General features: G+C 70.3%; 7 protein-coding genes. 3 read left to right on the forward strand and 4 right to left on the reverse strand.

What is annotated here, in order from left to right; all coding sequences use genetic code 11:
• The first annotated feature begins 5 nt into the window (after positions 1 to 5).
• A complete protein-coding gene (locus tag KLK06_RS54235; RefSeq protein WP_308168936.1) occupies positions 6 to 11,969 on the forward strand; it encodes a non-ribosomal peptide synthetase in 11,964 nt (3,987 codons plus the stop codon).
• A 56-nt stretch (positions 11,970 to 12,025) separates the two neighbouring features.
• Here the strand turns inward: KLK06_RS54235 and sbnB are convergent, their stop codons facing one another.
• Entirely contained in the window at positions 12,026 to 13,051 is a 1,026-nt protein-coding gene (gene sbnB / locus KLK06_RS54240; protein WP_214643733.1) for a 2,3-diaminopropionate biosynthesis protein SbnB, read from the reverse strand.
• Complete coding sequence (gene sbnA, locus KLK06_RS54245) at positions 13,048 to 14,028, reverse strand: 2,3-diaminopropionate biosynthesis protein SbnA (protein ID WP_214643734.1); 981 nt, start codon at positions 14,026 to 14,028, stop codon at positions 13,048 to 13,050. Before sbnA ends, sbnB begins: the two co-directional genes overlap by 4 nt.
• 185 nt (positions 14,029 to 14,213) lie before the next feature.
• On the opposite strand from sbnA, the gene KLK06_RS54250 reads away from it, so the two are divergent.
• Positions 14,214 to 15,761 carry an amino acid adenylation domain-containing protein gene (locus KLK06_RS54250; protein WP_214643735.1) on the forward strand — a complete coding sequence of 516 codons (1,548 nt, stop codon included), beginning with the start codon at positions 14,214 to 14,216 and terminating at the stop codon, positions 15,759 to 15,761.
• Between the two features lie 78 nt (positions 15,762 to 15,839).
• Here KLK06_RS54250 and KLK06_RS54255 read toward each other — a convergent pair whose 3' ends face one another.
• Both KLK06_RS54255 and KLK06_RS54260 read right to left on the reverse strand, forming a co-directional pair.
• Positions 15,840 to 16,256, reverse strand: a complete 417-nt coding sequence (locus tag KLK06_RS54255; protein WP_308168924.1) for a cold shock domain-containing protein — start codon at positions 16,254 to 16,256, stop codon at positions 15,840 to 15,842.
• Between the two features lie 80 nt (positions 16,257 to 16,336).
• Positions 16,337 to 18,253: an ABC transporter ATP-binding protein gene (locus KLK06_RS54260; protein WP_214643736.1), complete on the reverse strand. Its 1,917-nt coding sequence runs from the start codon at positions 18,251 to 18,253 to the stop codon at positions 16,337 to 16,339.
• A 254-nt stretch (positions 18,254 to 18,507) separates the two neighbouring features.
• Here KLK06_RS54260 and KLK06_RS54265 point away from each other — a divergent pair, with 254 nt between their 5' ends.
• A complete protein-coding gene (locus tag KLK06_RS54265; RefSeq protein WP_138694824.1) occupies positions 18,508 to 18,720 on the forward strand; it encodes an MbtH family protein in 213 nt (70 codons plus the stop codon).
• The last annotated feature ends 14 nt before the right edge of the window (positions 18,721 to 18,734 follow it).

Below are 18,734 nucleotides of genomic sequence, written 5' to 3' on the forward strand. Positions count from 1 at the left end.
ATGGTGTGGAACTTTCTTACGCTGAGTTGGACATCCGTGCGAGTCGGCTGGCGGGGGTGTTGGCCGGTCGGGGTGTGGGGGCTGAGTCGGTGGTGGGGATCTGTCTGGAGCGTGGCATCGATTTGGTGGTGTCGGTGCTGGCGGTGCTCAAGGCGGGTGGCGCCTATTTGCCGATTGATGCGCGTTATCCGGTGGATCGGATCGCGTTCATGCTGACCGATACCGACGCGGTGACTGTGCTGACTTCCGGGGAGTTGGTGGATCGGCTTCCGCAGGGCGTGGGGGTGGTGCTGGTGGAGGATCCTGGGCCGGTTGGTGGGCCGGTGGAGGGGTGTGTGTTGCCGGGTCATGCGGCTTATGTCATTTACACGTCAGGCTCGACTGGTCGGCCGAAGGGTGTGGTGGTCGAGCAGCGGTCGGTGGTGGCGTTCCTGCAGTGGGCGGTGCGGGAGTTCGGTGGGGCTGATTTCGCCCGCGTGTTGTTCTCGACGTCGTTGACGTTTGATGTGTCGGTGTTCGAGTTGTTCGGTCCGTTGGTGTCGGGTGGTTGTGTGGAGGTTGTGCCGGATGTGCTGGCGGTCGTGGATGGGAACTGTGACCTGGGCAGGGTGAGTTTGGTCAGTGGCGTGCCGTCGGCGTTGGCGCAGGTGGTTGGCTCTGATGTGCTGGGGGTGTGGCCGCGTACTGTGGTGCTGGCTGGTGAGGCGTTGTCGGCGGACGCGGTGGCGGGTTTGCGGGCGGCGGTGCCGGGGGCGCGGGTGGCTAACATTTACGGGCCTACTGAGGCGACCGTTTATGCCACGGCTTGGTATGCCGATGGCGATGTTGGCGGTGTTGTCCCGATTGGTCGGCCTGTGGACAACACTCGGGTGTATGTGCTGGATGGTGCGATGAATCCGGTGCCGGTGGGGGTGGCCGGAGAGCTGTATCTGGCCGGTGGTGGGTTGGCGCGTGGCTATCTCAATAGGCCGGCTTTGACAGGTGAACGTTTCGTTGCTGATCCGTTCTCTGCGGCTGGGGGGCGGTTGTATCGCACTGGGGATGTGGTGCGCTGGAACGGCGAGGGTCAGGTGGAGTATCTGGGCCGGGTGGATGAGCAGGTCAAGATCCGTGGGTTCCGGATCGAGCTGGGTGAGGTGCAGGCGGCGGTGGCCGCCGATCCGGGTGTGGCTCAGGCGGTGGTGGTGGCCCGGGAGGACATGCCAGGTGACAAGCGTCTGGTTGCCTACGTTGTGCCCGCCGGAGATGGAACGGGTCTGGCCGAATCCGTGCGAGCGTTCGTCGCGGATCGGTTGCCGTCGTACATGGTGCCGGCCGCCACGGTCGTCCTGGACGCGCTGCCGTTGAACGCCAACGGCAAGCTCGACCGCAGAGCCCTGCCCGCCCCGGAGTACACGGCGGGCACGGGCCGCGCACCGGCCAACGTCCGCGAAGAGATTCTCTGCGCGGCGTTCGCCGAGGTGCTCGGCCTGGACGGCGTCGGCGTGGACGACGACTTTTTCGCCCTGGGCGGCCACTCCCTGCTCGCGATCCGCCTGGTCGCCCTGGTACGGGCACGCGGCGTCTCGGTCTCCGTACGAGCCCTGTTCGAGGCGCCCACCCCGGCCGGGCTGGCGAGGTCGATCGGCGAGACGCTCGCGGCGGTACCCGAGAACCTGATCCCGGCCGGCGCCACCGTCATCACGCCCGGCATGCTCCCCCTGGTCGATCTGACCCCGGACGAGATCGACCGCGTGACGGCCACCGTCGAGGGCGGCGCGCCCAATGTCGCCGACATCTACCCCCTCGCGCCCCTGCAGGAGGGTCTGCTGTTCCACCACCTGCTGGCGGACGGCGGCGAGGACGCGTACGTGATGCCGACGGTGCTGGAGTTCGACTCCCGCGACCGGCTGGACGCCTTCACGGACTCGCTGCAGCGGGTGGTCGATCGCCACGACGTCTACCGCACGTCGATCGTGTGGGAAGGACTGCGGGAGCCGGTCCAGGTGGTCTGGCGCCGCGCGGTCATGCCGGTCGAGGAGGTGGAGCTGGACCCGAGCGGCACCGACCCGGTCGCGGAGCTGGTGACACGCGGCGGCACGTCGATGGATCTCGGCCGGGCTCCACTGATCGGGATGCACACCGCCGCCCTCCCCGGCACCGGGAAGTGGCTGGCCCTGGTCAGGATCCACCACATGGTGCAGGACCACACGGCCCTGGAGGTCCTGCTCGACGAGGTACGGGCCTTCCTCACCGGCCAGGGCCGGCACCTGGCGGAGCCGCTGTCGTTCCGTGACTTCGTCGCCCAGGCCAGGAACGGTGCCCAAGGCATCGACCACGAACGCTACTTCGCCGACCTGCTCGGCGACGTCACCGAGCCGACCGCGCCCTTCGGCGTCGTGGACGCCCGCCGCGACGGCATGGACACCGTACGGGCCCGCGTCGCCTTCGAACCCGAACTCCACGCCGGGCTGCTGGAGGTCGCCCGCCGGGTGGGCGCCAGCCCGGCGACGTTGCTGCACGTGGCCTGGTCGCGCGTATTGGCGGCGGTATCGGCCGGTGACGACGTGGTCTTCGGTACGGTCCTGTTCGGGCGGATGAGCACGAGCGCCGGTTCCGACCGCGTACCCGGCCCCTTCATCAACACGCTGCCGGTACGCGTGCGCACCGGCGAGCTCGGCGTACGGGACGCGGTGTCGGCGATGCGCGCCCAGTTGGGCGGGCTGCTGGAGCACGAACACGCCCCGCTCACCCTGGCCCAGCAGGCCAGCGGCGTGCCGGGTGACCTGCCGCTGTTCACCGCGCTGTTCAACTACCGCCACAACACACCAGGCGAGGCCGGACCGGCCACCAACGAGGGACTGAACGGCATCAGGCGGGTCTACTTCACCGAGCGCACCAACTATCCGCTGCTCGTGTCGGTGGACGACGACGGCGACGGAATCTCGCTGGCGGTGGACGCGGTGGCGCCGATCGACCCCCGGAGCGTCGGCACCCTGCTCCGCACCACCACGCGAAACCTCGTTTCCGCGCTGGAATCGATCCTGGACGGTGGCCCCGACCTGCCACTGAGCACCGTGGAGGTGCTGGACCAGCCGGAACGGGACCGGCTGCTGCGCGAGTGGAACGACACGGCCGTCGAGGTGGCATCGGCCACGTTGGCCGGGCTCTTCGAGGCGCAGGTTGGCCGGACGCCGGATGCGGTGGCTGTGGCCGCGGATGGTGTGGAACTTTCTTACGCTGAGTTGGACATCCGTGCGAGTCGGCTGGCGGGGGTGTTGGCCGGTCGGGGTGTGGGGGCTGAGTCGGTGGTGGGGATCTGTCTGGAGCGTGGCATCGATTTGGTGGTGTCGGTGCTGGCGGTGCTCAAGGCGGGTGGCGCCTATTTGCCGATTGATGCGCGTTATCCGGTGGATCGGATCGCGTTCATGCTGACCGATACCGACGCGGTGACTGTGCTGACTTCCGGGGAGTTGGTGGATCGGCTTCCGCAGGGCGTGGGGGTGGTGCTGGTGGAGGATCCTGGGCCGGTTGGTGGGCCGGTGGAGGGGTGTGTGTTGCCGGGTCATGCGGCTTATGTCATTTACACGTCAGGCTCGACTGGTCGGCCGAAGGGTGTGGTGGTCGAGCAGCGGTCGGTGGTGGCGTTCCTGCAGTGGGCGGTGCGGGAGTTCGGTGGGGCTGATTTCGCCCGCGTGTTGTTCTCGACGTCGTTGACGTTTGATGTGTCGGTGTTCGAGTTGTTCGGTCCGTTGGTGTCGGGTGGTTGTGTGGAGGTTGTGCCGGATGTGCTGGCGGTCGTGGATGGGAACTGTGACCTGGGCAGGGTGAGTTTGGTCAGTGGCGTGCCGTCGGCGTTGGCGCAGGTGGTTGGCTCTGATGTGCTGGGGGTGTGGCCGCGTACTGTGGTGCTGGCTGGTGAGGCGTTGTCGGCGGACGCGGTGGCGGGTTTGCGGGCGGCGGTGCCGGGGGCGCGGGTGGCTAACATTTACGGGCCTACTGAGGCGACCGTTTATGCCACGGCTTGGTATGCCGATGGCGATGTTGGCGGTGTTGTCCCGATTGGTCGGCCTGTGGACAACACTCGGGTGTATGTGCTGGATGGTGCGATGAATCCGGTGCCGGTGGGGGTGGCCGGAGAGCTGTATCTGGCCGGTGGTGGGTTGGCGCGTGGCTATCTCAATAGGCCGGCTTTGACAGGTGAACGTTTCGTTGCTGATCCGTTCTCTGCGGCTGGGGGGCGGTTGTATCGCACTGGGGATGTGGTGCGCTGGAACGGCGAGGGTCAGGTGGAGTATCTGGGCCGGGTGGATGAGCAGGTCAAGATCCGTGGGTTCCGGATCGAGCTGGGTGAGGTGCAGGCGGCGGTGGCCGCCGATCCGGGTGTGGCTCAGGCGGTGGTGGTGGCCCGGGAGGACATGCCAGGTGACAAGCGTCTGGTTGCCTACGTTGTGCCCGCCGGAGATGGAACGGGTCTGGCCGAATCCGTGCGAGCGTTCGTCGCGGATCGGTTGCCGTCGTACATGGTGCCGGCCGCCACGGTCGTCCTGGACGCGCTGCCGTTGAACGCCCACGGCAAGCTCGACCGCAGAGCCCTGCCCGCCCCCGACCACACCATCCAAGCGGGACGAGGCCCGGCCGACGTGCGGGAGGAGATTCTATGCGCCGTGTTCGCGCAGGTGCTCGGCTTGGAGAGCGTCGGCGTGGACGACGACTTCTTCGCGCTCGGCGGTCACTCCCTGCTCGCGGTCCGGCTCGCCAGCCGCGTCCGGTCGGTGCTCGGCGTCGAGATGCCGCTGCGGGCGTTGTTCGAGACGCCGACGGTGGCGGGGCTCGCAGCCCGGCTGGGCGACGCGGACGTGGCACGGGTCGGATTGGCGGCGAGGGAACGGCCGGAGCTGGTTCCGTTGTCGTTCGCGCAGCAACGGTTATGGTTCATCGGCCAACTCGAAGGGCGCAGCGCGACCTACAACGTGCCGATCGTGTTGCGCCTGGCGGACGAGGTCGATCAGGAGGCGCTCGGCCTGGCCCTGCGGGACGTGATCGGGCGGCACGAGGTGCTGCGGACGGTCTTCCCGGTGGCGGACGGCGAGCCGTATCAGCACGTCGTGCCCCTGGACGAGCTGGACTGGAGCCTGACGGTCGCCGGCGTTCCTGACGTGGACGAGGCCGTCGCCGGCGCCACGGAGTACGCCTTCGACCTCACCACGGAGGTGCCGATCCGGGCGTGGTTGTTCGATCAGCGGGTCCTGGTCGTGGTGATCCACCACATCGCCAGCGACGGCTGGTCGAGGGCGCCGCTGGCGCGTGACTTCTCGCTGGCGTATGCGGCCCGCCGCGAAGGGCGGGCCCCGGCGTGGGAGCCGATGCCGGTGCAGTACGCCGACTACGCCCTGTGGCAGCGCGACCTGCTCGGCGACGAAGCCGACCCGGACAGCCTGATCACGCGCCAGGTCGCGTACTGGCGGGAGGCCTTGGCGGGGGCGCCGGAGGAGCTGGCGTTGCCGTTTGACCGGCCGCGTCCGGTCGTGGCCTCTCACCGGGGTCACAGCGTGCCGCTGCTGGTCCCGGCTGAGGTGCATGTGCGGCTCGTGGAGGTGGCCAGGGCTGAGGGCGTGACGGTGTTCATGGTGTTGCAGGCCGCGCTGGCGGTGTTGTTGTCGCGGTTGGGCGCGGGTACGGACGTCCCGATCGGGTCGGCGAATGCGGGCCGTACGGACGTGGCGCTGGAGGACCTGGTCGGCTGCTTCGTCAATACGCTGGTCGTGCGGGCGGACCTGTCCGGCGACCCCGAGTTCCGTGAGGTGCTGCGCCGGGTACGCGAGCGCAGCCTGGCGGCGTTCGCTCACCAGGACGTGCCGTTCGAGCGGCTGGTGGAGGAGCTGGCGCCGTCGCGGTCGATGGCCCGGCACCCGCTGTTCCAGGTGGTGCTGACCAAGGGCGACACCATCGGCGCGGCACTGGACCTGCCCGTCGTCCGGCCGGGAGCCGCGTCGGCGGGCGAGCGGGCGGCCAAGTTCGACCTTGACGTGATGGTCAGCGAGGTGTTCGACGGCGAGGGGGCGCCGGCCGGGGTGCGGGGTTCGGTGACGGTCGCCACCGATCTGTTCGACCCTGAGTGGGCTGAGCGCATCATGCGGTACTGGGTGCGGGTGCTGGACACGGTGAGCGTCGACCCGGCCGTCCGGTTGAGCGCGGTCGATCTGCTGGGTGCCGTGGAGCGGCGCCGGGTGGTGGAGGAGTGGAGCGGCATGGCGGCCGACGGGCTCGGCGTGCCGGTGGTGGAGTTGTTCGAGGGCCAGGTGGCGCGTCGGCCGGAGGCGGTGGCGCTTGTCGGTTCTGGGCTGGTCAGTTACGCCGAGTTGGATGGGCGGGCGAATCGGCTGGCTCACGTTTTGGTCGGTGAGGGGGTGGGTGGCGAGTCGGTGGTGGGGGTGTGTTTGGAGCGGGGGGTGGAGTTGATTGTGGCGGTGCTGGCGGTGTGGAAGGCGGGGGCGGCGTATGTGCCGATCGATCCGCGTCAGCCGGTGGAGCGGATCGCTTACATGCTGGGTGACAGCCGCGCGGTGTTGACGGTCACCAGCGCGGAGATCGCTGAGGAACTGCCGGCGGGTCGGGGTCGGATGCTGGTGCTGGATGACGCCTTCACCGCGATGCGGCTGTCGATGGTCTCGATGGCTCGGCCCGAGCGGCACGTAGTCGGCGATCAGGCCGCCTACGTCATTTACACCTCGGGTTCGACGGGGCGTCCGAAGGGTGTGGTGGTGACTCAGGCGGCGCTGGCCAATTATGTGGGCTCGGTTCCGGGGCGGCTGGGCTTGGACGGTGGCCGGTATGCGCTGGTGCAGGGTCAGGCTACGGACCTGGGCAACACGGTGGTGTTCGCCGCTCTCGCGCTTGGCGGTGAGTTGCACATCGTGGCCGAGGAGGCGGCCACCGACCCCGAAGCCTTGCGTGCCGTGCTGGAGGAGCGCCACATCGATTTCGTTAAGATGGTGCCCTCCCACCTGGCGGCAATGGGTTCGGGCCTGTTGCCTGCGCGGTCGCTGGTGCTGGGTGGTGAGGCGGCGGCTCCTGACTGGCTGGAGCAGGTGCTGAGTCAGGCCGGCGAGCGCGGTTGTGCGGTGTTCAATCACTATGGTCCGACCGAGACCACGATCGGCGTGGCCACCGCCCGGTTGCGCGGTGGGCTGACTCCGGTGGCCAACACCGGCCTGTTTGTGCTGGATGAGCATCTGGCCCCGGTGCCGCCGGGTGTGACTGGTGAGCTGTATGTGGCTGGTGCTCAGCTGGCGCGTGGTTATCTGGGTCGTCCTGGGTTGAGCGCTGAGCGGTTTGTGGCGTGCCCGTTCGTGCCCGGTGCGCGCATGTATCGCACTGGTGACCGGTTCCGCTGGAGCACTGATGGCGGGTTGGTGTTCGGCGGCCGGGTGGACGACCAGGTCAAGATCCGCGGCTTCCGTGTCGAACCGGGCGAGGTGGGCGCGGCACTGGCCGCCTGCCCGGGCGTGCACCAGGCGGTCGTCGTGGCCCGGGAGGAAGCATCCGGCGACGTCCGCCTCGTCGGCTACCTGGTCGCCGACGACCCCGAGGACGCCCGCGACCTGCCCGCCACGGCCCGCAAGTTCACCACCGACCGCCTCCCCGACCACATGGTCCCCTCGGCCTGGGTCGTGCTGGACGCGCTGCCGCTGACGAGTAACGGCAAGCTCGACCGCCACGCACTGCCCGCCCCCGACTACGGCTCCGCCCAGAGCGCGGGCGGCCGGTCGGCGGCCACGGCACAGGAGGAGATCCTGTGCATGGCCTTCGCCGACGTGCTGGGCCTGGACAGCGTGGGCGTGGACGACGACTTCTTCGCGCTGGGCGGCCACTCCCTGCTCGCCGTCCGCCTGGTCAGCCGCATCCGCGCGCTGCTGGGGGTAGAGATCGAGATCCGCGCCCTGTTCGACACGCCCACGGTCGCCGGGCTGGCGGCCGGGCTGAACGGCGCCGCCCGGGCGCGCACGCCGCTGACCGCGGGCTTCCGCCCCGAGCGGATCCCGCTGTCGTACGGCCAGCGGCGCATGTGGATCATCGCCCAGCTCGAAGGCCCGAGCGCCACCTACAACATCCCCGTCGCGGTACGCCTGTCCGGCCGGATCGACGGCCCGGCCATGGCCGCCGCCTTCCGCGACGTGCTGGAGCGCCACGAGGTGCTCCGCACGGTGTTCCCGATCGCCGACGGAGAGCCGTACCAGCGGATCATCCCGCTCGGCGACCTCGACTGGGAGCTAACGACACGGCAGGTCGCACCGCAGGACCTGGCGGCGGCGGTGGACGAGGCGCGGGCGCACACCTTCGACCTGTCCGCCGAGGCGCCGATCCGGGCCTGGCTGTTCAGCACCGGCCCCGAGGAGCACGTGCTCGTGGTCGTGGTGCACCACATCGCCGGTGACGGCTGGTCGTGGGCGCCACTGGCGCGCGACGTCTCCGTCGCCTACGCCGCCCGCCGCGAGGGCCGGGCGCCGCGGTGGGAGCCGCTGCCCGTCCAGTACGCCGACTACGCGCTCTGGCAGCGCGAACTGCTCGGCGACGACCAGGATTCGGACAGCGTGATCTCCAGCCAGGTCGCCTACTGGCGTGAGACGCTCGCCGGCCTGCCCGAGGAGCTGGAGCTGCCGTTCGACCGGCCGCGCCAGGAGGTGGCCGGGCACCTGGGCAGGCGGGTGCCGCTGGAGATCCCGGCCGACGTGCACGCCCGGCTGCGGGAGGTCGCCCGGTCCGAGGGCGTGACCATGTTCATGATGTTGCACGGCGCCCTGGCGGTCCTGCTGTCCCGGCTCGGAGGCGGTACCGACGTCCCCATCGGCTCGGCGCTGGCCGGGCGTACCGACGAGGCGCTCGACGGCCTGGTGGGCTACTTCGTCAACACCTTCGTCCTGCGTACCGACCTGTCCGGCGACCCCACCTTCCGCGAGGTGCTCGGGCGGGTCCGGGAGGCCGGGCTGGGTGCCTTCGCCCACCCGGACGTGCCGTTCGAACGCCTGGTCGAGGAGCTGTCGCCGGCCAGGTCGCTGGCCCGGCACCCGATGTTCCAGGTGATGTTGCTGCTGCAGAACACCGCGAACGCCACCCTCGACCTGCCGGGCCTCGACGCGGGCCGACGGCCGGCCGCGCAAGAACCGGCATCCGAGGAACGGCCATCCGGCGAACCGGCACCCGAGGACGGGACAGCCGAGGATCTGGCCGTGGTGAAGTTCGACCTGGACGTGAGCGTCGGCGAGACGTTCGACGCCGAAGGCGCCGCCGCGGGCATGCGCGGCGCGGTCATCGGCGCGGCGGACCTGTTCGACCGCACGTCGGTCGAACGCCTCGCCGAACGCCTGGTACGGGTCCTCGCCACCCTGTCGGAAGACCCCGGCCGCTCGCTCAGCGCGGTGGACGTCCTCGGCACCGCCGAACGGCACCGCATGCTCACCGGCTGGAACGACACCACCGCCCCGATCCCCGCCACCACGGTCGTGGACCTGTTCGAGGCCCAGGTCGCCCGCACACCCGGCGCGACCGCCCTGACCACGGGCGAGGTGGAGCTCACCTACGATGAGCTGGACGCCCGCGCCAACCAGGTGGCCAGGCACCTGATCGGCCGCGGCGTGGGCCCGGAGTCCGTCGTGGCCGTCGTCTTCGAACGCGGCATCGACCTGGTGGTGTCGCTGCTCGGCGTGATCAAGGCGGGTGCCGCATACCTGCCGATCGACCCGGCCTATCCCGCCAGCCGCATCGCGTACGTGATCGCCGACTCCGGCGCGGCCTGCGTACTGACCGGCGAGGACATGCGCCCGCGCCTGCCCGAGTTCGAGATCGACGCTCGCGTCCCCGTCGTCATGGTCGATGCCCCGGAGGTGCGGGCGAAGCCCGGCACCAGGCCCGCCGTGGCGCTGCGGCCGCGGAACCCCATGTGGGTGATCTACACCTCGGGTTCCACCGGCCGCCCCAAGGGTGTGCTAGTCGAGCACCACGCCATCGTCAACTTCCTGCTGTCGATGCAGGACTCGTTCGCGCTGACCCCCGATGACCGCCTGCTCGCGGTCAGCACCCACGGCTGCGACATGGCCGGGTTCGAGTTCTACCTGCCGCTGGTGAACGGCGCCGGCGTCGTCCTGGCCACCCAGGACCAGGTACTCGACCCGTGGGCGCTGCGCGCGCTGATCCGCTCCACCGGCGCCACCATGGTCCACGCCACCCCGAGCCTCTGGCGCGGCCTGATCGCCGACGCCGGCGACCCGGTGGACTGGACGCGGATCCGCGCGATGATCGGCGCCGAGGCGCTGCCGCCCGATCTGGCCCACACCATGCTCGCCAGGACACCGGCGCTGACGAACCTGTACGGCCCCACCGAGACGACGGTCTGGTCCACCGCCAAAGAACTCGCCGGCCCCGGCCCCGACGTGTCGTCGATCGGTGTCCCCATCGCCAACACCCAAGTTTACGTCCTGGACGACACCCTCCAGCCGGTCGCGCCCGGGGTGCCGGGCGAGCTGTACATCGCCGGCGACGGCATGGCCCGCGGCTACCTCGGCCGCCCCTGCCTGACCTCGGCCCGCTTCGTGGCCTGCCCCTTCGGGCCGGATGGCGCGCGCATGTACCGCACGGGCGACGTGGTGCGCTGGACCGCCGCAGGCGAACTCCAGTACGTCGGCCGCTCCGACGACCAGGTCAAGATCCGCGGTTTCCGCGTCGAACTGGGCGAGATCGAGGCGGTCCTGGCCGTGCACCCGCGCGTGACGCAGGCGGTGGCGCTCGTACGCGAGGACGTCCCCGGCGACCGGCGGCTGGTGGCCTACGTCGTCCCCGGCGGCGACACCGACGGGCTCGCCCAAGAGGTACGCGCCGCGGCCCAGGACCGCCTGCCCGGCTACATGGTCCCCGCGGCCGTCGTGGTGATCGACCGGCTGCCGCTGATGCCGAACGGCAAGCTCGACCGCAAAGCACTGCCCGCCCCCGGCGTCACCACCGAGGAACGCGTCACCCACTGGGACGTCACCTCGATCACGGCCGGCCTGTGCGAGGCGTTCGCCGAGGTGCTCGGCTTGGACAGCGTGGGAGCGGACGACGACTTCTTCGCCCTCGGCGGGCACTCCCTGCTGGCCGTCCGGCTCGTGGAGCGGCTGCGGCGGAGCGGTGTGACGATCGCGGTCCGCGACCTGTTCGTCGCCCCGACCGTCGCCGAGCTGATGAAGCGGATGACCCTGTCCTCGGTACGCGACGCGCTCGACGTCCTGCTGCCCATCCGCGTCGAAGGCGAGCGCGAGCCCTTCTTCTGCATCCACGCCGCCGGCGGCCTGAGCTGGTGCTACATGCCGCTGGCCCGCCACGCCCAGCCCGGTATTCCCCTGTACGGGGTGCAGGCCCGGGGCCTGGACGGCACCACGGAGTTCGCCGGCTCCATCCGGGAGATGGCCGCCGACTACATCGAGCAGATCCGCTCGGTACAGCCGCACGGTCCGTACCACCTGCTCGGCTGGTCGTACGGGGGAGGCATCGCCCACGAGATCGCCGTCCAGCTCCGCACCGCCGGAGAGGAGGTCGCGGCCCTGGTCCTGCTCGACCAGTACCCGTGGGTGCCGGAGCAGGACACCGGGGAGGAGGAGCACGGCGACGACCCCGACGCCGCGCTGGAGCGCCAGATGGACATCGTCCGCTGGCAGGCGGGCAACGGCTTCGGCGCGGCCACCGAGGAGGAGATCCGCACCTTCGCCCGTCTCCTGCGCAACCACCGCAAGCTGCGCCGCGGCTTCGAGCACGGCCGGTTCGACGGGGACGTGCTGCTGGTCGTCGCCGAGGAGGGCAGGCCGGACGAGGCGCCCAGGCCCGAGCTCTGGCGGCCGTACGTGACGGGCGAGATCGCGGTCGCGAGCATCCCCTGCACCCACTACGAGATCGCCAAGCCCGACACCCTGGCCGAGGTCTGGTCCGCGGTGTCCGGCTGGTTGCGCCTGGACGGCTGACCACGCGAAAGAGCCCGCCCCCGGCCGGCCGGGAGCGGGCTCGAAGCCTTGGGGGATCAGCCGTGACGCTTCAGCTCGTGGAAGAACCCGGGCACCGTCATGAGGTCGCCGGATGCGCTCACCTCGTCGAAGACGTACCTGGCCACCGCGAGGTCGAGCACCCCGAGCCCGAACGGTGAGAACACGACGGGCCGCCCGGCCGGGGGAGTGACCCGGCCCTCCAGCACGTCGTACAGCGTGCCGTCGACGAACGACCGCCCGCCGGTACGCTGCTCGGCCAGATGCGGCGACGTGCCGGCCTTCATGCAGTGCTCGACGTCGTCGAGGATGTTGCAGGACGACAGGATGATCTCCGGCGACAGGTCGCGCAGCGAGACGTGCAACACCAGCGGGTTGTGCGCCAGCAGCCCGGGGTCGTGGATGTGCGGCTCACCTGCGACCGTGGCCAGCACGACCAGGTCCGACGCGGTGATCAGTGAAGCGGCGTCGTCGTGGATCGTGACCGGGTCGGCGCCGGCGCGCCCCAGGTAGGCTTCGAACCCGTCGGCGTGCTCGCGGTCCAGGTCGAACACGCCCACCTCGTCGAAGGACAGCCCGGCCGCCACCAGGTACGTGTGCAGGTACCTGGCGATGAGGCCGGTGCCCACGAATCCGGCGCGCCGCGGCGTCACCCCGCGCGCGGCGGCCAGTGTCGTGGCCGCGAGCGCGGCGGAGGCGGCGGTACGCGCCGCGCTGATGATCGAGCTCTCCAGGCACGCCAGCGGATAACCGGTCGCGGTGTCGTTGAGGATGAGCACGGCCGAGGCGCGTGGGAGGCCGGCCGCCACGTTCTCCGGGAACGAGGAGATCCACTTGATGCCGTGCACGTCCACGGGCGCCCCGATCGACGCCGGCAGCGCGATGATCCGGGCGGACGGCCGGTCGGGGAAACGCAGGAAGTAGGAGTCCGGGTTGACCGTACGGCCCTCGCCGTGCAGCCGGTACGCCGCCTCCACCACCTCCACGACCTGCTTCTCCCTGCCGTGCAGGACACCGGAGACCTGCTGTCCGGAGACGACGGCGAACGACGGTACCTGAGTCAAAGTGCGCTCCAATGCGGTCGGTCGGGCAGATCGAGAGGGCCGAAGTGCTCACGCAGCCAGCCCTCCTCGTAGATCGAGTCGAGGTAGCGCTCGCCGAGGTCCGGGGCGACGGCCAGCGCGACCGGCTCCTCACCCGGGTACTTCTCCTCCAGCCAGTGCGTCGCGCCGCTCACGACGGTCCCCGTCGAGCCGCCGAACAGGAACCCCCGCGCGGCCAGGTCGTGGCAGGCCCGGATCGTGTCGGTCTCCGGCACGTGCACCACGTCGTCCACCCAGGACTCGTCGACCAGCTCAGGCCGTACGCTCGTGCCCAGTCCCGGCACCATGCGGCGCTCCGGGACGCCGCCGAACGTCACCGAGCCCACCGCGTCGACCGCGACGATCGTGACCGGCGCGCGCCGCTCCTTGAAGTAGCGGGCGCAGCCCATCAGCGTGCCCGTGGTGCCCGCCCCGACGAACAACACCTCAAGGCCGGGGAAGTTGCGCTCGATCGCGGGCGCGGTGTGCCGGTAGTGGGCCTGCCAGTTGCCGGGGTTGGCATACTGGTTGAGCCACACGTACCGGCTGCCGGAGGCGCACAGGTCGCGGACGTGCCGGATACGGCTCTCGAGGTAACCGCCGTTGACGTCCTGCGTCTCGACCACGACGACCTCGGCGCCCAGCGAGCGCATGAGCCGCCGTGAGGCGGTGTTGCAGCGCGGATCGGTCACACAGAGGAACCGGAGCCCCTTGTCGGCCGCAACCATCGCCAGGGCGATGCCCAGGTTGCCCGACGACGACTCCACCAGTACGGAGCCCGGCCCGAGCAGGCCGTCGCGCTCGGCGGCGGCCACCATTTCCGCGGCCGCCTTCAACTTGACCGACCCCGCGAAGTTGAACCCTTCGCATTTCAGATAGAGCGGCGCCCCTGTAACCGTCCGCAGGTCTATGAAAAGGTCTTCGACATTGAACTCTTGCGGAGCTTTGATGATAGGCACTTCGTCGAATCCCCCAGTGCGACGGGAATGGACACGACAGAAATAGGTCGGGGGAGTCGAAACGAGCGGCCGGCCTTTGTCCCCGGCCTTGCGCAACCTTGATCGCGGTAGCACGGATCACGATACTTGAGGAAATCTCGGCCCGGCAAGGTCGGCAATTCCCCTGCATTTACCGGAGCGTGCACATGACAATCGCGGACGGTCTGCTCGGCTTCGCCGAGCTGCCCCGGCTCCCCATCTCGCCGCAGGAGATCGAGCGCGCCCGCGCCCTGGCGGCGCGCCGCCCTCACCCGGCAGACCTCGCCGACGCCGTGATCACCCTGGTGGAACGCGTCGCCGCTGACGACGGGGACCGCCCCGCGGTGGCCGACGACGCCCGCCGCCTCACCTACGCCGAGCTCGCCGCCGAGGCACGCCGCCTGGCCACGCTGCTGGAGCGGGAGGGCGCGGGTCCCGGCACGGTCGTCGCGGTGGGCGGGGAGCGAGGCGCCGCGGTCATCGCCGCGTTCCTGGCGATCGAGCTCATCGGCGCGGTTTACGTACCCGCCGACGGCACCTGGCCGGCCGCCCGCGTGACGGAGGTGCTGACGCGGGCCGGCGCCGTCCTGCTCCTGGACACCGGCCGCGAGACCGTGACGCCCGCGTTCGCCGAGGCGGCGCGCGGCGCCGGTGTGCGGCTCGTCCGCGCGGCCGAGGCCGCCGGGCTCCCGCGCTGGTCGGGCCCGGCCCGGCTCGACGGGCCCGACCAGCCGCGGTACATGCTGTTCACCTCCGGCTCGACCGGCCGGCCGAAGGGCGCGGTGGTCGAGCACCAGGGCATGCTCAACCACCTGCACGCCAAGGTCGTCGACCTGGACATGACCGTCCGCGACACCGTGGCGCAAACGGCGCCGCTCGGGTTCGACATCTCCATCTGGCAGATGCTCTGCCCGCTCGTCGTCGGTGGCCGGGTCCGGGTGGTCGGCGACGCGACGGCGTACGACTCGGTGGCATTCGCCCGCCTCATCGGCACGGAGGCCATCACGATCGTCGAACTGGTCCCCACCATGGTCCGCCTTCTCCTCGACGACCTCGCCACCGCACTCACGACCGGTCCGCTCAGCGACACCGCGGCCACCCTTGAGACGGCCACCCTTGAGACGGCCACCCCCGCGACGGGTCTGCTCGGCGGGCTGCGGTGGATGCTGGCCACCGGCGAGGAACTGCCCACCGAGGTGGCGCGCCGCTGGTTACGCGAGATGCCGCACGCCGGGCTGGTCAACGCCTACGGCCCCACCGAGTGCTCCGACGACGTCACCCACCACACGGTCACGCCCGCCGACCTCGAACTGCTGCGCCTGCCGATCGGCACCCCCATCATCAACACCGACCTGTACGTCCTGCGCCGCGACAACGACGGCTGGCACGCCTGCGAACCGGGCGAGAGCGGCGAACTGTTCGTCGGCGGCGTCTGCGTCGGCCGCGGCTACGCCGGCGACCACGACCGCACCCGCGAGGCGTTCTTCCAGGACCCCTTCGCCGACACCCCCACCGGCCGCCTCTACCGCACGGGCGACGCGGTCCGAGCCCTGCCGCGGGGCGCGCTGCAGTACCTGGGTCGCGTCGACCGCCAGGTCAAGATAGCGGGGGTTCGGATGGAACTGGGCGAGATCGAGGCCGTCCTGCAGCGCCACCCCAGCGTCGGCGCCGTCGCGGTCGTGGTCCAGGACTTCGCCACCCTCCGCCGGCACTGACCTGCCCGGACATCAGACAGAGCGAGCGGACATGCGAAAGGGCGGACGCCGATCACCGGCGTCCGCCCTTTCGGCGCCTCAGCCCTCGGCCCACCCATGGTTCTTGGCGAACTGCAGCAGCCCGGCCCTGATCTGCACGATCTGGCCGCCGGTGAGCGACGGAGCCTCGCTGAGCAGGATCTCCGTCACCTCCCTGAGGTACTCGTCCGCGTTGAGCACGTCGCACATCGGCTCGTCCTCGCCCGCCTGCGACGTGGTCGCCGCAGCGGCCTGCTGGGGAGCCGCCGCCACGGTCGCCGTGGCGTCCGCGCTGCCGGCCGGCCGCACCCGCCACGCCTTCGGCCCTTTGTCACCCTCCTCGACCTCGAACACCACCGCGAGCCCCGCCCGCACCTCGGACTCGGGCATCAGCATGTCGTTGACGTGCAGGAAGACGTCCTCACCGCCGTTATCGGGTGCGATGAACCCGTAACCCCTCGCCGCGTCGAACTTCACCACTCGACCAGAAACCACCACGAACCCCCAAAACCCTCCCGGACCCATGCCCGGGGCATCGGTCCACAAGATAGATCGGTTCAGCTCCCGACGCGAGCGTCGTCCGCCGGTTGCCGATGGGCGAACTGCGTCCGGTACAGGTCCGCGTACAGTCCACCGGCCAGCAGCAGCTCCTCGTGCGTGCCGCGTTCCCTGACCTGGCCGGCCTCCACGACCAGGATCTGGTCGGCGTTCCTGATCGTGGACAGCCGATGTGCGATCACCAGCGACGTCCGCCCGGCCAGCGCCGTCTCCAGCGCCCGCTGGATCGCCGCCTCCGACTCCGAGTCGAGGTGCGCGGTCGCCTCGTCGAGCACGACGATCGGCGGAGCCTTGAGCAGCAACCTGGCCAGGGCGATCCGCTGCTTCTCGCCGCCGGACAGGCGGTGGCCGCGCTCGCCGACCACGGTGTCCAGGCCGTCCGGCAGGGCGCTGATCGTGTCCCAGATGAGCGCCGCCCGGCACGCCTCGATCAGTTCGCGCTCGCTCGCGCCGCGCCGGGCGTACTCGAGGTTGGCCCGCAGGGTGTCGTGGAACAGGTGGGCGTCCTGGGCGACCACGCCCACCGCGTCGCGCAGCGACCCCAGGGTCAGGTCGCGGACGTCCTGGCCGCCGACTCGCACGCTGCCCTCGGTGGCGTCGTAGAGGCGGGGGACGAGCTGGGTGATCGTGGTCTTGCCCGCACCCGACGGCCCGACCAGCGCGGTCAGCTTTCCCGCCGGGGCGTGGAAGCTCAGGTCACGCAGCGTCCACCGGTCGTCCGCCTGCTCCGGTACGCGGGCCGCGGCGGACTCCAGCGAGGCCAGCGACATCTCGTCCGGCCCCGGGTAACGGAAACTGACCTGGTCGAAGACGACGTCCGGCGCCGCGGGGCCCGAATGACCCGGCGCGCCCAGCTCCCGCGCGTTGGCGCGCTCGGTGATGTGCGGCTCCAGATCGAGCACCTCCAGCACCCGGTCGAAGCTCACCAGGGCCGTCAGCGCCGTCACCTGCATCGAGGCCAGCAGGTTGATCGGCCCGTAGAGCCGCATCAGCAGCGCCACCATGGCCACCAGGGATCCGAGCTCGAGCGAGCCGCCGATGGTCAGGATGCCGCCGAGGCCGTACACGACGGCCGTGGTCAGGGCCGTCAGGACGGTGACGACGATGGCGAAGATCCGTCCGTACACGACGCGCAGAATGGAGATGTCGCGGATGCGCGCGGTCTTGCCCGCGAACGTGGCCAGGTCGTCCTGTGGGTGGCCGTACAGCTTGGACAGCAGCGCCCCGGAGACGTTGAAGCGCTCGTGCATCATCGAGCTCATGTCGGCGTCCAGCTCCATCGACTCCCGCGCGAGCCGCGCCTGCCTCTTCGCGATCAGCCGGGCCGGCAGCAGGAAGAGCGGGATCATCACCAGCGCCGCGAGGGTGATCTGCCACGACAGGTACACCATCGCGACGAGGATGAGCACGAGCGTGAGCAGCGTCGACACCGACTGCGACAGCAGCGTCGTCAGGGCCTGCCTGGCGCCGATCACGTCGGTGTTGAGCCGGCTGACCAGCGCGCCGGTCTGCGTGCGGGTGAAGAACGCCAGCGGCTGGCGCTGGATGTGCGCGAACACCTTGGTCCGCAGGTCGTGTACCAGGCCCTCGCCGATCCAGCCCGAGCACCACGCCCCCAGGTACGCCGCCCCCGCCTCGACCAGCGACAACCCCGCCACCAGCAGGCACAGCCACGCCACCGTGCCGGTGCGCTTGGGGAGGATCCCGTCGTCGATGATCGCCTTGAGGATGAGGGGGCCGGCGGCCGTGATGACCGCGACGGTGACGGTGGTCAGCATCAGCAGGGCCAGGAACCCGCGGTAACGCCGCGCGTACGGGAGGATCCGCCGCACCGTCCCGGGCTTCACCCGCTGCTGGGTGATCGATTCGTCGAACCGTAGTCCCGCCGGGCCGCTCTTCGTGCTCTTCGCCCCCAATGGGTACCTGCCTCGCTGTCGATGGGGATGGGGATGGGGATGGGCGGCGGTGCCGGGCAAACCCGGCCAACTGCGGCATCAGCGCAGTTGAACGGGGAACCGCCGAAGTTGACTGGCGCCCGGCGCCTGAGTTCATAGTTGGTCCCAGCGGGGCCGAGCGACGCATCACGCGGCCACCGAACGCCGGACCGGAGTCGTACGCACGTCCGTTCTCCGGCGCCACCCACATCCCGTACCCGAGAAAGGACGACGTGGTGACGAATCCGTTCGACGACCCGGATGCCCAGTACCTGGTCCTGGTCAACGACGAGGGCCAGCACTCCCTCTGGCCGATCTTCGTGACGGTCCCCGAAGGCTGGAAGACCGTGTTCGGGCAGGCCGGACGCCAGGAGTGTCTCGACTACATCGAGAAGTCGTGGACCGACATGCGTCCCAAGAGCCTGATCGAGGCGATGGAGAAGAAGTAACCCGTCCCGCGACG

The organism is Nonomuraea sp. NEAU-A123 (assembly GCF_018603905.1).
Taxonomy (GTDB): domain Bacteria; phylum Actinomycetota; class Actinomycetes; order Streptosporangiales; family Streptosporangiaceae; genus Nonomuraea.

Coding starts and splice junctions, on each gene's coding strand:
- KLK06_RS54250 (WP_214643735.1), top strand. CDS start 14,214: ATGACAATCGCGGACGGTCTGCTCGGCTTCGCCGAGCTGCCCCGGCTC.